Genomic DNA, 14,798 nt, shown 5'->3' on the forward strand with positions numbered 1-14,798 from the left:
TTCCCTGATCTCAGCCGGTTTTCGTATCACGATTCTCATGATCGCCACCTGAATCCATAGGTTCCCATGTCGACCGCTTCCACGACCGACACCCAACCCGACGCCCCCCAGTCCGACGATCTTGCGGCGCAGTGCGTTGACATTGCCCGTCGCGCCAAAGCGGCCTCCCGCTTGCTTGGGACTCTGGACACCAACATCAAGGATCAATGGCTGCTCGAGTCCGCGGACGCACTGGTGGACGCGACCGACGCAATCATCGCAGCCAACCAGTTGGATCTCGGAAACGCCTCCAAGTACGGGCTGACCGACGCGGGCATCGATCGTTTGCGGTTGGACGCGGAACGAATCGCCGGGATCGCCACCGGCCTGCGCGAAATCGCCGCCCTGAACGACCCGATTGGCGAAGTCCTGGAGGGCTTTGCACGGCCAGGCGGAATGAGAATCGAAAAACGTCGCGTTCCCTTGGGCGTCGTGTTCTTCATCTATGAAAGTCGCCCCAACGTGACCGCCGATGCCGCAGGTATCTGTGTCAAAAGCGGCAATGCGGTGATTCTTCGCGGGGGCAAAGAAGCCGCGCACAGCAGCCGTGCGATCATGGACGTGCTGCACGATGTGGGCCGCCGAGTCGGGATTCCGGAGGATGCCGTCCAGTTGGTTGGAACCACCGACCGAGCCGCTGTGGGGCATTTTCTTCAGCAAGCCGATTTCATCGATGTCACGATCCCTCGTGGCGGCGAAAATTTGATTCGTCGTGTGGCCGCCGAAGCCACCATGCCGGTCATCAAGCACTACGACGGAAATTGCCACGTCTACGTCGATGAATCCGCGGACGTCGAGATGGCGGTCGACATCATTGAAAACGCCAAGTGTCAACGGATGGGCGTCTGCAACGCCTGCGAATCACTCCTGATTCATCAATCGATTGCCGCCCAAGCACTCCCAGCCATCGCGAAACGCTTGGCCGGGCGTGGAATCGAAATGCGCGTCGACGAACGTGCAGCCCCCCACGTTCCCGGCGGAATTCCCGCGACCGAAGCTGATTTCGGTGCCGAATTCTTGGGCCCACAAATCAGCATCGCCGTCGTCAATTCGGTCGACGAAGCCGCGGAACACATCAACCACTACGGCTCGGGCCACACCGACGCGATTGTCACCAATGAACTGGCGGCGGCCGAGCGATTCACCGCCCTGGTGGACAGTTCTGCCGTGATGGTCAACGCCAGCACTCGCTTCAATGACGGCGGAATGTTCGGCTTGGGTGCAGAAATCGGGATTTCTACCGATAAGTTTCACGCCAGGGGCCCATGCGGGTTGCGGGAACTGACCAGCTACAAGTACATCGTACGTGGGAACGGTCACATAAGAGGCTGAGGACACGATGTCCAACGAATCACTGAGTCAAAATCAAGTCGAGAATCTTCTGAAGGCCATGGAAACGGCCAATTTGGACGAGGAAGGGGCCGGCGCACCCACCGAAAAGAAGGACTCAGCTGATCCGTCGGCTCCATCCCAGGCAAGCGACAACACCAGTGTTGGTTCTTCCGCTCCCGGCGTCGGTGCCGCCCATCCAGCCGACTCCAAGCCCTACTCACCTGGTGTGCCGACCGGCTCACGAGTGACGGCGTACGACTTCAAACGCCCCGAACGCGTCGGCAAAGACCAGATGCGGGCGATGCATTCGCTCCACGAGTCGATTGCTCGTAATTTTGGAGCCTCCATCTCCGGTCTGCTTCGGACCATGATTGAGGTCAAGCTGCTCAGCGTCGACCAGCTGACCTACAGCGAATTTGTCTTCAGTCTCGACAATCCAAGCTGCTTCAACGTGATCAAGCCACTGCCGCTGGAAGGTCACTGGGTCCTCGACATTGCGCCGGGACTTGCCTACTCCATCATCGACCGGATGCTCGGTGGCGACCCCGTTCCGGGGGAAACGATCCGTCGACCGCTGACCGAAATCGAAACTCGGTTGATGTGCCGTGTCGTCGATTTGTTCTTGGAACAAATTGTCCCCGCCTGGCAAAATGTGATTCACCTCGAACCCTCGATCCACACCACCGAAAGCAACCCGCAACTCGCCCAAATCGTGCCTCCCAACGAAGTCGCCATCTTGGTTGGATTCGAAGTGTTGCTTGGTAAAAACCGAGGGATGATGAACCTCTGCATTCCTTTCAATTCGATCGAAAAGTACAACGCCAAACTGTCGCGGAACGGCTGGGTGGGCTACGGAAAAACCAACCCAACCCCCCAATCCCGCCGAAAAATTGCCGACAGCATCGATGCGGCTCCGGTGGATGTGGTGGTCACTCTGGCGAGGTCCAAAATTCGCACCAGCGACCTCTTGGATCTGTCCGTGGGCGACATCATCACAACCGAACAGGCCGCCAACTCCGCGTTGGAACTGTCCGTCCAAGACGTTCCCAAATTTTCTGCCATCGCGGGTGCCTACAAAGGCAAGAAGGCGGCCCAGATCCAAGCCACGATCGAACCCAAATCTCGGGAAGCCGACGAAATTGATCCAGAACAGGAACTGGATGACGACTCGCCAACGACTTCCGAAGCTGAAAACGCGGAAGCGGACATGGAGGAGACTTTGGACGTGGCACCAAGCAAACCCGCAGTGCCACCCAAACCCAAGCCCGTCAGCAAACCGGTGTCACGCACGAAGTGACGCAAACGCGAAGCCAAGATCCCGAGCAGCGCTGCCCGAGCACCAAAGCACGGACAACGAACTCCTGCTCAATCCCTCCGATGTCAGTTGCGGCCGGAGGGAGAGACGATCGGCGGAGACGCCAGACCGCTCTTGGTCGCGGCGGACTCCGCACGCCGAAGCGCGGCTTCCACACGATCAAGCAGCTCGTCGGAACACTCATGGTTCTGAGCCGTATCGCTGATGCAAGCCGTGAACTCAGCACCGCAATGCTGACAGGCAACGGTACATCCAAGTAACGATGCGCGAATGTCAATTCGTCGGCCGCAGGTCGGGCAAGATTGGTTGAATCGAATGGACATGGTTAACCTTTCTACTGCCAGCCACTCGGCTGGTTAAATCCGTTTGATAGGGGGAATAGTAACCACAACTCCGCTGCAACGCAAACTCATTTCACGCAAGCTTCACACGACTGCTCAAGCTGCAACCATCCTAGCGCTGCCCGCTCGATAGGACAAGGATCGAAATGGACCAACTTTTCGAGAAGAACGATCGTCCAATCCGCCCCGGCCAGTGAACACATGCCCACTCACCCCGCGTGAAAGTAGCGGTTTCCCCTGCTTCGCCTCTGACAAGACGGTTATCCTGTAGAGACGTCACACCGACGATCGAAGAATGGATTTTTACGCCCAAGCCGGTTCCTATGACACGCTCGATCCGCAATCTGATCTCCTCCGCCGCAATCTTTGCGATTCTTGCCGCTGTGTTTCCAAAAACGGAGGGTTTCAGCCAGGACACCTCCGCCGGGACCGATTCCGGCCCCCTGATCCAGCTCGAAACCCTCGACAGCGACTCGTACTCAGGACACCTGAACAACCTGACGGGTTCCACCCTTTCGGTGACTTTGTCTGACGGCCAATCCAAGCAGTGGGAGTTGACCGAGATTTCAGAGATCCAGTGGGAGGGCTCGGCACGAACCAGCCCGCCCACCCGCGTCTTGCTTCGTGGCGGATCCGAGATCGCCTCCGCCGCCACCTCCATGAAAGAGGAAGACCTGCTGATTCGCTCAGTCGGGCAGCCATCGTTCAACGTTTCCATTCGAGCGGTGCAGTCCGTTCGATTCCGAGCCCCTTCCGCCGCGACCGATGCCAACTGGCTCGCGCTGGTCGAAGAACCCCAGCGACGCGACCGCTTGGTCATTCGCCGCGACGGCGACGCACTGGACGCCATTGAAGGCACGATCCTGGAGATCACACGCGACTCCGTGTCGTTTGACCTCAGCGGCAATATCGTTGACGCCCCTCTGGGCAAATTGGAAGGCGTGATCTTCTCCACCAACAGCGATCGGGAATCAGAGAAACCACTTCGAATCCGCGACCAGTGGGGATCACATTGGATGGCCGAACAAGCCACTTGGAACGCCACGGGTCGGTCGTTGCAGTTGGACCTGGGTGACGGGATCACACATTCGATTCCCGTCGATCAATTGCTCGACATTCGATTGTCAGGGGGAATCCTTTACCTCTGCGACGCAGAAGTTGCCCAACAAAGCCAGCTTGAACCACTGAGTGCAATCGTCGGAGAAGACCTGGCATCCACTTGGTTCGCGACAGAAACCCACTCGAAGAATCTGACGACGGTCCTGTCATCGGATCATGTCGTTCGCGTTCCAGAGGGCTATCAAAAATTGGTTGCCGCCGTCCGAATCGCATCGGATGTCGACCAGTTCGCCCCTTTGAAAGTGTCGGTCCTGTTAGACGACCGGACTGTTTGGTCGCTGGACGTCCAAGACCGCAAACCACACGGCCTGATCTTGCCCCTGGAAGATGCTCGACGACTCACACTCCGCATCACCCAACCTGACACGGACTCATCCACGTCGCCGCCAACCATTGCTGATGCACTGGGACATCGCGTCGAGTGGCTGGGTGCCCGCTTGTTAAAATAAAAGCAGGCAGCTGCCACGATGCTTTTCGCACTGACGTTTTCACACTGAGAAATACGATTCGCCATGCCATCTCGATGTCTCGGTTCCGCCTGCGTGCGAATCGGTTGTTTGACCCTTGCTTTGTTCGCCTCCACCGCTCGTGCGGAAGAGTCGTCTCTTCTGCCCGATGAGCAACAGTGGATCGAAGAGTTCGAAACCGCTCGGATTGCAGGCATCGCGAAAGCGACTCCCTCCACCGTCATGGTGTTTGTTCCGGGAGGCGGTGGTGGCGGAAGCGGTGTGCTGATCACTCCCGATGGCTACGCGTTGACAAACTTTCACGTCAGCAGTCCAGCGGGCACGTACATGCGTTGCGGCCTCAGTGACGGCAACGTCTACGACGCCGTGGTCGTTGGCATCGATCCCGTTGGCGACTTGGCCCTGATTCAATTGCTCGGCCGCGATGACTTTTCGACCGCCGACTTTGTCCCCAGCCGTTCCGTCCAAGTGGGCGATTGGTGCTTTGCAATTGGCAATCCCTTCTTGCTGGCGACCAACCTTCAACCCACTGTCACCGCCGGAATCATCAGCGGCGTGCGACGCTATCAATATCCCTCCGGCACACTGCTGGAATACGGCAACTGTTTTCAAACCGATGCCTCCATCAACCCCGGCAACTCCGGCGGTCCGTTGTACGACAACCAAGGTGACCTGATTGGAATCATCGGGCGAGCCTCGTTTGAAAAACGCGGCCGCGTCAACGTCGGTGTTGGCTATGCGATCTCAGGCGACCAAGCTCAAAACTTCCTCGGATGCCTGCACAGCGGCCGCATCGTTGACCATGCCACGCTGGGTGCCACCGTGGGAACGGACGAGGACGGGAGCGTTCGCGTCACCAACATCCTCAGTTCCAGCGATGCCTATCGTCGCGGACTGAGGTACGGGGACGAGATCCTGGAAATCGATGGGCAGGTCATCCAAACCGCCAACGATGTTCAAAACATCTTGGCAACGTTCCCGGCGTCGTGGCGAATCCCGATCACCTATCGGCAGGACGGCGCCAGCGTTGAAACGTTGGTCCGATTGGCCAGCGTTCACCGTGGATCGGAATTGCTGGAGAAGATGAAGTCGGCACTGCCGCCACCGCCCCCCGCCCCTCCTAAACCTCCAACGCCCCCAGAACCCGGCGATGAGTCACCCGAAGCCCCCGCTGACAACGCGTCGCCGGAGGCTCCTCCAACGCCCCAACCCGACCAGTCAAAAGAAACGCTCAAGGACGCGGCAGGAGAACCCATTCCTGAAGTCGCTGCCAAACGAATCGAGATGCGGGAAGGCTATGCCAATTACTTCTACAACGAACTGCAGCAGACGAAATTCATCGAACGCCTTCGCGGACAGTTTGCCGAGGCATCCGCGGAAGAACCCGTGTGGCAGATCCGTGGCAAAACCGTTCCAGTCGCTGACGATCAACCACCAAGCGACTTTCAACTGACAATCGGTGACGGACAATTCCAATTGAAAATTGGCGACGATGTTCAGCAGTTGTCTCGCGGTGATGAACTTCTTCGAGTGGTGGATGAACAACGTGACGCAGGCATTTTGGCTTGCCTCAGCGCACTCCAACGCATGCTGCGTCTTGGCCCCCAACAGTTCGGTGAAACCTATTACTGGGGAACCATGCCGCTGGCGGGACAACGACCGCTTCGCGACACCGTGATTGGTATTCATTCCGATCTGGAAACGCGTTTCTTGCATCACCCCGAATCCGAACGCTTGGAAGTGATCGAATCCATCGCTGGCACGGACACCGATCCCGCTGAACTTTGGTTCGGAACCGATGACGACGGGCTGCCTACCACCATGCAACTTCGCTACGGGTTGATGACCGTGCTGGACTTGCAAATCGAAGACTGGTCCGTCGAGCAAGCCACCAAGCCTCAGGCTGCTCCAATCAATGGAGATCCATCATGAGCTGTGTTCCAAAATCCACACGACACCTGACTCGATCACGAAACGTCCAGCACCGTTCAAGCTGGACGCTGATCCTCTTCGGGTGCATCATCTGGTCATTCACCACTTGCTTCGGCCTCACCAACGCGTTCGCGCAGCCTTCGATGGCGAGGCCCTCCGATCAAGTCCAACCCAAGATGGTCAAGATCTACGGAGCCGGTGGGCTGTCTGGATTGGAAGCCTATCAAAGCGGTTTCCTCGTTTCGCCAGCAGGCCACATCGCAACAGCATGGAGCTATGTGCTGGACGTGGATCCGGTCGTGATTCTTCACGACGGCCGAAGATTCGAATCCAAAATCGTGGGCTTCGAACCGGCGCTCGAATTGGCGGTGCTGAAGATCGAAGCCGATGACCTGCCGTTCTTTCCAATCCCTGAATCCAACCAAGTCTCCTGGGGCGATCCTGTGCTCGCCGTCAGCAATTTATTTGGGATCGCGACCGGCAATGAACCCGCCAGCGTGATGCAGGGCCGCGTCGCCGCGAAAACCAAACTGGATGCCCGCCGTGGGACCTTCCAAACCCCTTATCGCGGTGAGGTCCTGTTGCTCGATTTGGTTGCCAACAACCCGGGCGCAGCCGGCGGAGCCCTGATCAATCCCGAGGGCGAATTCTTGGGAATGCTTGGCAAGGAACTTCGTGATCGCAAGACCGGTGTCTGGTTGAACTACGCCATTCCCGCCAACGTCCTTCGCCAGCCCATCGGTGACATCCTGGCTGGGCGAAAGACAACCCTGCCAGATGACTCCGATCCCGTGCTGCCCCGCGAAAAATCGCATTCGCCGCGGAGCCTCGGCATCGGCTTGATTCCAGACGTGCTTGAAAACACCCCCGCCTACATCGACTTCGTTGACAAAGAATCCGCTGCCGCTCGTGTCGACCTCCGCCCCGACGACCTGATCGTGCTGGTCAACGGTCGCCGAGTATCCCACCAACGTGCGTTTCGCGATCTGTTGAGACGGATCGATCGACGCGACCAAGTCGCGTTGGTGGTTCAACGAGACAACGAAATCCTTGACTTGGTATTGCGCCCATGATTCGCGAGCTTCCCTTGGCAACCCCGCTTCAACCAACCCTTCTTCCTCGTTCGTTTGGAACGGCCCGATCGCTCATGCTGTTCGCGTTTTCGTTCTGCCTTGCAGGCGTCTGCCATGCGCAGGCTCCCTCGTCGGCACGTTATCAAAACGTCTTGGCCAAAGCCGTCCGCGGGGTCGCTCTCGACGCCTTGCCTGCCGTCGTGACCATCGAAGTCATTGGCGTCATGCAAGCCGACGGAGAAGTCCGACAAGATGCACCGACGTCGGGTGTGGTGATCGACGAAATGGGCCACGTCCTGACCTCTTCCTGGGTGACCGGTGGCGACTCCGCCAGCATCATCGTCAACACACCGAGCGGAAAACGATACCCCGCGACAGTGGTCGCCCAAGACGAACACCGCGATCTGGTGCTGTTGAAAGTCACCTCCAGCGACGAAACCTGGCAACCGATTGAATTCCCATCCACCGATCAAACCATCGACAAAGTCGGGGAAACAATGGTCGCAGTGGCTCGCTATGGCGAAGCCAACACGCCAATGGTCAGCACGGGCATCCTCTCCGCAGTCGGTCGTCTCGACGGCACTGCGATCCAGACCGATGCCCGCATTTCACCCGCATTCTACGGCGGCCCCTTGATCGATCTGAAAGGCCGCTTTCGTGGGATCGTGATCCCAGCGGTGGGCGAGGGCGGCGCCGAAGACTCAACCGCCTGGTACGACTCCGGCATCGCATTCGCCGTCCCCAGCTCAATCATCGCCGAGAAACTGGAACAACTGCGTCGTGGAGACAACATCCAACAGGGCTTGCTGGGCTTCGTCGTTGCAGGCAGCGATCCCTATGCAGAAGGAACCGAACTGAGTGTCGTTCGCAAACGTTCGCCCGCCGACAAAGCCGGCCTGAAGGTTGGCGACCAAGTCCAAACAATCGGCGGCCAAAAGGTCACCCGGCGGCAGGAGATCAAACTTGCCCTGGGCCAATTCGATGCCGGTGATGACGTTGAAATCACCTACGAACGAGATGGCAAATCACTTTCAACCATCGCGACCATGGTCGCCACCATCCCACCACTTCAGCCCCAATTCATCGGCCTGATTGCCACCGATGAAGTCACCGAAGAATCGAACGAAGAGGATGCAGCAGACGAGTCCTCGACGGAGTCCGTCATTGTTCAAGTCGTTTGGAATCAGTCGCCCGCCGATGGCGTTCTGAAACCGAACGACCGGCTGATGCAACTCGATGGTTCCCCCATTTTGAACACCAATGCCCTGCGTCAGCGTCTCTGGGCATCCGAACCCGAAACCGCAATCGAACTGATCATTGAACGCGAAGGTGAAACTCAAACGGTCTCGATCGATCCCCTGACGTTGGATGGCCCACTCGATCGGATTGCATCGCTCAAAGCGTCGGACGATTCAGCCGCGGACGATTGGAATGTCGAAACGCTGCAGTTGCCGGACATCACCAACACCGCAGCGATCTGGTTCCCTCAACCGGAAGCCAGCGCCGAAACGGCTTCGGACGAAGCACGGTCGACGCCGCTGGCGCTGGCAATTGTTTTGGCTCCCCCCAAGGACCGCGATCCAGCCACCATTCTCGATCCGTGGAAAGACCTCGCTCGCCAGCATCGCGTCGCGGTGTGCGTGATCTGCAGCGATGCCGACGACCAATGGCGTCCCAATGAGATCGACGCGATCACCAAGTTGACCGCAGCCTCGCTGAAGCAATCCGGTGCGTCACCGTCCGCAGTTTCCCTGATCGGTGGCGGCGCGTTCACGATGGGCGAGAAAGCCAATCCCGCCGATTCCATGGCACTGGGTGCCTCACTCTCGACGGAAAATGTGTTTTCAGGGGTGGCCATCTCGAACGAGACCGAACCGCCCGCGATCCGACTTCGAAAGGACGGACCGCCACGATTGCTTCGGGTCCTGATCCCCAGTCCGCCAAACTCCGAGATGCCGTTCTGGGCCGCCACGCTTCGACGTATCGGGTGCCCCTTGCAAACCACACTCACGCTCAACCGTGATCTGTGCCTGCAATGGACCCGATCGCTGCTTGCGATGTGATCGACGAAAAAGATGAGTGACGACCAGATTGCGCGCTAATTGGTCCGGACGCTGGGCTCTGGTTGAATATTCCCCGAAAACAGAGAAAACACCAAACGATCCGCCAGTTTGCAACTGCTGAAACAGCCCCATGAACTTCACTCAAACAATCGTTCGTCGGCTCCAATCCACTCGGCAATTTGCCTTGATTGCCGCCGTTTCACTGGCTCCGTTGTGGGGCGTCCATTCTTGGTCGGGAACTTCCGCGAGCACAACCATGGCCCAGAACATCAACGTTCCCTTGCCGACCCTTGGCGGGGCTCAACTGTGGACGGATCATGACTACAGAAACGGTTACCGGATCCAGCAGAATGCGGTGACCAAACACTGGCGGCTTCTGGATCCCAATAACATTCGCCGGGCTTGGGGCAGTCGAGCCGATGTCGACGAAGCCCTCCACAAACTGCAGCCTGAAATCGCATCGCCCGGCGAGCGACCGGTGGTGGTTCTGTTGCACGGCTTGATGCGAACGGACAAATGCATGAAGCCCCTGGAAACCAAACTGCACGCCGAAGGGTTCGATCAAACGATCCGGTTTGGCTACGCCAGCACCCGCGGCTCACTGGCCGAATCAGCCGCCGCACTGCGGGAAGTCCTCGAGCACCAATCGCCCGATGCCCAGTTCGCTTTCGTCGGCCACAGCATGGGCAACATCATCACCCGACATCTGATCGGTGACCTGCAGGCCGACGGCGACCCCGGCAACTTGCTGCCGAGAATGCGGTCCATGGTCATGCTTGGACCGCCCAATCAAGGGGCCGCAATTGCCCGCCGCCTCGCTCCCACCGGCGTGTTTGGACTGGTCGCTGGCCCCGGTGCGATGGAACTTGGCACTCGTTGGTCCGAGGTGGAATCCAAACTCGCAACGCCATCGTTTCCCTTTGCGATCGTGGCAGGAAAGGTCGCAACGCCGATCGCAAATCCATTGGTGGACGGCGAAGGTGACTTTGTCGTCAGCCTTGACGAAGCTCAGCTCGAAGGAGCCCAAACGGTGCACCAAGTGCCTGTGCTGCACTCCTTCCTGATGGAAGAACCAACCGTGCAAGACTGGACAATCGAGTTCCTTCAAAACAACTGATCATCGGCCTGCAACGGATCGCTTCAGACGCGTTTCTCGCCCCAGAGTTTCAGCAACTCAACGAGATGATTGGCGGAACGGACCATCTCATCGAGACTTGCGAATTCAAGCACGCTGTGGATGTTGTGCTGGCCGCTGGACAGGTTCGGCGTCGGCAAACCTTTCTCCGTCAGTTGGCTGCCGTCGGTGCCGCCACGCACGATCGCCGTCTGACATGACAGGCCTAAGTTTTCAAACGCTTGCTCGGCCAACGTGATCGACTCGGGCAGTTTGGCCAACCCATCGGCGAGGTTTCGATATTGCCGTCGCACATCACACTGCAGCTCGATCCCCGGCCACGCCGCGGCAGCCTGCTCGGCCAGCCCACGAACCTTGTCGGCGTAAACGGTCAACTGCTCGCTATCAAAGGATCGCAGGATCAATTCCACACGAGTTTGACCGACACCACCAACGATGTCGTGCAAGTGAATGAAACCGTCCCGGCCATCCGTGGTCTCGGGCGTTTCCGATTCGCGGGGCAGGGAAGCCGCAAAATCAGACGCCGCCCGCAGCGAATTCACCATCCGATCTTTCGCGATCGCAGGGTGAATGTTGTGGCCCCGAAAAATCAGCGTCATCGCATCGGCTGAAAACGTTTCCACGTCAATGATGCCTTGGCCACCACCATCGACCGTGTAAGCCACGGTGGCATCCAACTGCTGCAGATCCAGTTTGTCTGTGCCGCGCCCAATTTCTTCGTCGCACGTCATCACGACGCGAACCGGTCCGTGTGGCAAATGTGGGTTTTCCACCAACGTCTCAGCCAGCTCCATGATGATCGCGACCCCGGCTTTGTCGTCGCCACCCAGCAACGTCGATCCATCGGTCGTGATCAACGTGTGACCGACCATTTTTTCTAAGTCGGGACAACCAGCGACTGTGATTGCATTCCCACTGGACAGCGGAATGTCACCGCCTGAGTAGGAAGAGACCACCTGAGGATTGACTGACTCACTGGGGGCCTCCGGCGAAGTGTCCATGTGCGCCACCAACGCCACGGTGGGTGCCTGACCATCCATGGTGGCCGGAACGGTTGCGGTCACAACCGCATGCTCGTCCAAGACCACGTCGGTCAATCCCATCTGTGTCAATTCATCGGCCAACATCGTCGCCAATTCTCGCTGGCTTTCAGTGCTGGGGTAGGCCTGTGACTGCGGATCAGCGGCGGTGTCGAGTCGAACGTAGCGAAGAAAACGTTGCAGCAATCGGTCTTGGTTGATCATCGGACGCGAAGTCCCTCAATTCGAAACACGGCCATGTGAGAGGCCCCGTCGGGGCCCTTGCCGCCGGGGTAGCGATACTTTTCAGTGTCCAGCACAAACGTGCCTTCCACCATGACAGGGCGAGGAACGAAGTCGGTTGTTCGGCCGGGCTGCATCTCAATCATCACGCAGTCAAACAACGCTGCCCCCGGCCCGAAACAGCACTCCAGGTTGTCACGCACCAACACAAATTGGTCGATGTCGGTTTCTTTGTACAACGTGCTTGGCAACATGTAGCCCCGCAACCGCACCTTGCGACCATTCAGAAACTTGAGCTCCTTGGTCAGTTGCTTCTCGTCGAAGACCTGGCCCTTCTCGATATCAAATGTCAAATCGTCAAACGAAATATCGCCTTTGGCCAAGTCCGCAAGGCTGCTCTTGCGAACCTCCACTTTCTCACGCCCGGCAGCATCCCCCCGCATCGCAGCGCGGCGCTGTTCGATGATCGATCGAGCTGTCGCGGAGCGTTCCTTCTGGGTCGTGGAATCATCCGCGGCAGAAACAGCCGAAAGAGAGGTTCCGATGGCGAGGCATCCAACCACCACCATCGACCCAATTCGTGAATTCAGTTTCATCTGACAAGCATCCATCGTTGGTGGAAGAAAATCGCTGTGCCGGTCGCCTGCAACGCCGCGCCCCATCGTACCAACCTGTACCGCAGATCCCACAACAGCAAATCACGATCGCGTGCCCGTCCGATTCGCACCGGCTATTTGTACTGGTCGACACGCATTTTGTAGAACATCGCGTTTTCAAAGTCGTCTTTGCTCTGTGGAACACGATTGACTTTGAAGGTTCCCGCCAACTTGCGTTTGGTCAGGCCCGCTCGAACCGCTTCGCCGGGCGGCAAGGTCACCTCAATCATGTCACTGCTGCGGGGATCCCCGCCAAAGCAACAGGTTCCGAGATCGGGCACCAACACAAATTGGCGGAGCATCCCACTGCCACTGCTGGGGTGGATGTACCCCTTCAGGAAGATGGCTTCCCCGTCGATCGACAATGCATCTGGCGTGGGTTGGTCTGGCCCATTGGGCTCCCCCTGCAATTTGTAAAATGCGACGCGTTCGTAGCCTTCGGGAACCTCGGTCAAATACGTGTAGGTGTGGAAACCAAAGCCGCCCAAAAACAGCAGCGCACAACCGGCCACCCCTAATTTCGCGACCCCCGCGCCACTGTATTCCTCCGGAAAACGGCTGATCGCCCGCAGCGCGATCACACCCGCCAAAACTCCCGGCACCGTCAGGACCAGCATTGGCGAGAACGTCGGCATCAACCCGGGCAAGGACAGCATCAAGAAAACCAACGACGCAATGGCGCCGCGGTTGATGGCTTTGTAGGGAAACTCAGCAGCGTCTGCGGCCCCTGAAAAATGGACTTCAGCGGACATAACTGGAAACCAACCAATCGTAAGAAGACAAAATCAAAGCGAAACGGTCACCGACCGTCACGGTCAAAAGAAGGGTGACACCCGGTTGCTACGACGGAAAATGCCAGTGGGTTCAGGCCGGAAGTCACCCCGAGGCTTCCTGCCCCCCCACCCGCTCATCCGAAAGCCTTTCTCAACATCGCCAAGCTCTTCGGGATCGCGGTTTCGTGTGCTTCGCTGCCTTCGAATTCCAAACTGACGTAGCCGCGATAGTCGACCGATCGGAGGATTTCGGCCACACGGTTGTAATCGATGTCCAGCGTGTACCAAGTCCCTCCACCCAAGTAGGTTTTGGCCTGCACAAACACCGCCTCAGGTGCCAACTGCTTGTACTGTTGGTACTGATCTTCGAGAAAATTGCCGGTGTCCAGCGTCGCCCGCAACCAGGGCGAGTCCACCTCACCAATGACACGCAAGACTCCCGCTGCGGTGCGTCCCAACCCCCAGTGGTTTTCCAGCCCCATCACCACCCCGCACTTCTCGGCAACCGGCAAACACTTTTCAAACCCTTCTCGGACCCACCCAAATCCCTCTTCGTCTGTATGGCCTTCCAGCGTGGGCTCGATGCCCTTGTTGGCCATCAGCTCATCGAAACTGCCTGACGTTCCCCAGCGTCCCGTGTTCACGCGAATCGTCGGGATGCCCATCGCATACGCCAGCTCGATGCAGTGAATTGTGTGATCGATGTTCTTTTGACGCTCCGCTGGATCCGGCGAAACGAATGATTGGTGAGTCGACATCCCGCACAAACTCAAACCACGTCGGAACGCTCGCTGTTTAATTCGCTGAAGCGTGCCGTTGGACTCGTCGGTCATCTGGACATGCAGAACCTCCACGGCATCAAACCCCGCGTCCGCAGCCAAATCCACGCACTCTTCGATCGACAGCTTGCTGTCGTCGCGATAACGCCAATAGGAATAGGTCGAAACCGCGATCGGATTCGGATTTCGCGAACGACCTGCACCCTGCTGATCCTTTTCGTCCGCCGCCAACGCCCCCCCACCCGCACACGCCGACGCTCCCACAGCGCCAGCCACGCCCGCCATCCAAGCGCGACGCGACCCCAGCATCGGGGAAGCCGTCTCGGTACGGCCGGATCGTCTCGGATTTGTTTCAACGCTCATAGCAGATTCCTGGGTGCTTCGATCAATGAGAACGTGATGGCCCGCCAAACCGTTTCCAACATGGAGCCCGCCATTGTAGCGACCGATGATGCAGGCAGCAGCGAGGCCCGCCGTGACGGCCAGTTGATTCAATCCTAACCCGAAGGGTG

At 58.3% G+C, this 14,798-nt stretch carries 11 protein-coding genes; 7 read left to right on the forward strand and 4 right to left on the reverse strand.

What is annotated here, in order from left to right; genetic code table 11:
* Positions 1–66: 66 nt before the first annotated feature.
* The 7 genes from RISK_RS07275 to RISK_RS07305 all read left to right on the forward strand — a co-directional run bounded on the left by RISK_RS07275 (position 67) and on the right by RISK_RS07305 (position 10,798).
* Positions 67–1,371 carry a glutamate-5-semialdehyde dehydrogenase gene (locus RISK_RS07275; protein WP_047813618.1) on the forward strand — a complete coding sequence of 435 codons (1,305 nt, stop codon included), beginning with the start codon at positions 67–69 and terminating at the stop codon, positions 1,369–1,371.
* 7 nt (positions 1,372–1,378) lie between these two features.
* Positions 1,379–2,668 carry a flagellar motor switch protein FliM gene (gene fliM, locus RISK_RS07280; RefSeq protein WP_047813619.1) on the forward strand — a complete coding sequence of 430 codons (1,290 nt, stop codon included), beginning with the start codon at positions 1,379–1,381 and terminating at the stop codon, positions 2,666–2,668.
* Positions 2,669–3,350: 682 nt separating this feature from the next.
* The gene (locus RISK_RS07285; protein WP_047813620.1) at positions 3,351–4,595 is read left to right on the forward strand and encodes a hypothetical protein; all 1,245 of its coding nucleotides are present in this window, start codon (positions 3,351–3,353) and stop codon (positions 4,593–4,595) included.
* 63 nt (positions 4,596–4,658) lie between these two features.
* A complete protein-coding gene (locus tag RISK_RS07290; RefSeq protein WP_047813621.1) occupies positions 4,659–6,545 on the forward strand; it encodes a S1C family serine protease in 1,887 nt (628 codons plus the stop codon).
* Positions 6,542–7,618 carry a S1C family serine protease gene (locus RISK_RS07295; protein ID WP_047813622.1) on the forward strand — a complete coding sequence of 359 codons (1,077 nt, stop codon included), beginning with the start codon at positions 6,542–6,544 and terminating at the stop codon, positions 7,616–7,618. The genes RISK_RS07290 and RISK_RS07295 overlap by 4 nt, the downstream gene beginning before the upstream one ends.
* 74 nt (positions 7,619–7,692) lie before the next feature.
* Positions 7,693–9,681 carry a trypsin-like peptidase domain-containing protein gene (locus RISK_RS07300; protein WP_236696119.1) on the forward strand — a complete coding sequence of 663 codons (1,989 nt, stop codon included), beginning with the start codon at positions 7,693–7,695 and terminating at the stop codon, positions 9,679–9,681.
* Positions 9,682–9,811: 130 nt separating this feature from the next.
* Positions 9,812–10,798 (forward strand): lipase family protein, encoded by a 987-nt coding sequence (locus tag RISK_RS07305; RefSeq protein WP_047813624.1) that lies wholly within the window; start codon positions 9,812–9,814, stop codon positions 10,796–10,798.
* A gap of 23 nt (positions 10,799–10,821) precedes the next feature.
* Here the strand turns inward: RISK_RS07305 and pepT are convergent, their stop codons facing one another.
* From pepT to RISK_RS07325, 4 genes are all read right to left on the reverse strand, one after another.
* Positions 10,822–12,060, reverse strand: coding sequence for a peptidase T (gene pepT, locus RISK_RS07310; protein ID WP_047813625.1), 1,239 nt, complete (start codon positions 12,058–12,060; stop codon positions 10,822–10,824).
* A complete protein-coding gene (locus RISK_RS07315) occupies positions 12,057–12,674 on the reverse strand; it encodes a DUF3299 domain-containing protein (RefSeq protein WP_236696120.1) in 618 nt (205 codons plus the stop codon). The genes pepT and RISK_RS07315 overlap by 4 nt, the downstream gene beginning before the upstream one ends.
* 134 nt (positions 12,675–12,808) lie before the next feature.
* Positions 12,809–13,486: a DUF3299 domain-containing protein gene (locus tag RISK_RS07320; protein ID WP_047813626.1), complete on the reverse strand. Its 678-nt coding sequence runs from the start codon at positions 13,484–13,486 to the stop codon at positions 12,809–12,811.
* Positions 13,487–13,641: 155 nt separating this feature from the next.
* Positions 13,642–14,649, reverse strand: coding sequence for a sugar phosphate isomerase/epimerase family protein (locus RISK_RS07325; RefSeq protein ID WP_047813812.1), 1,008 nt, complete (start codon positions 14,647–14,649; stop codon positions 13,642–13,644).
* Positions 14,650–14,798 lie beyond the last annotated feature (149 nt).

It is taken from the genome of Rhodopirellula islandica (assembly GCF_001027925.1).
GTDB classification, from domain to species: Bacteria; Planctomycetota; Planctomycetia; order Pirellulales; family Pirellulaceae; genus Rhodopirellula; species Rhodopirellula islandica.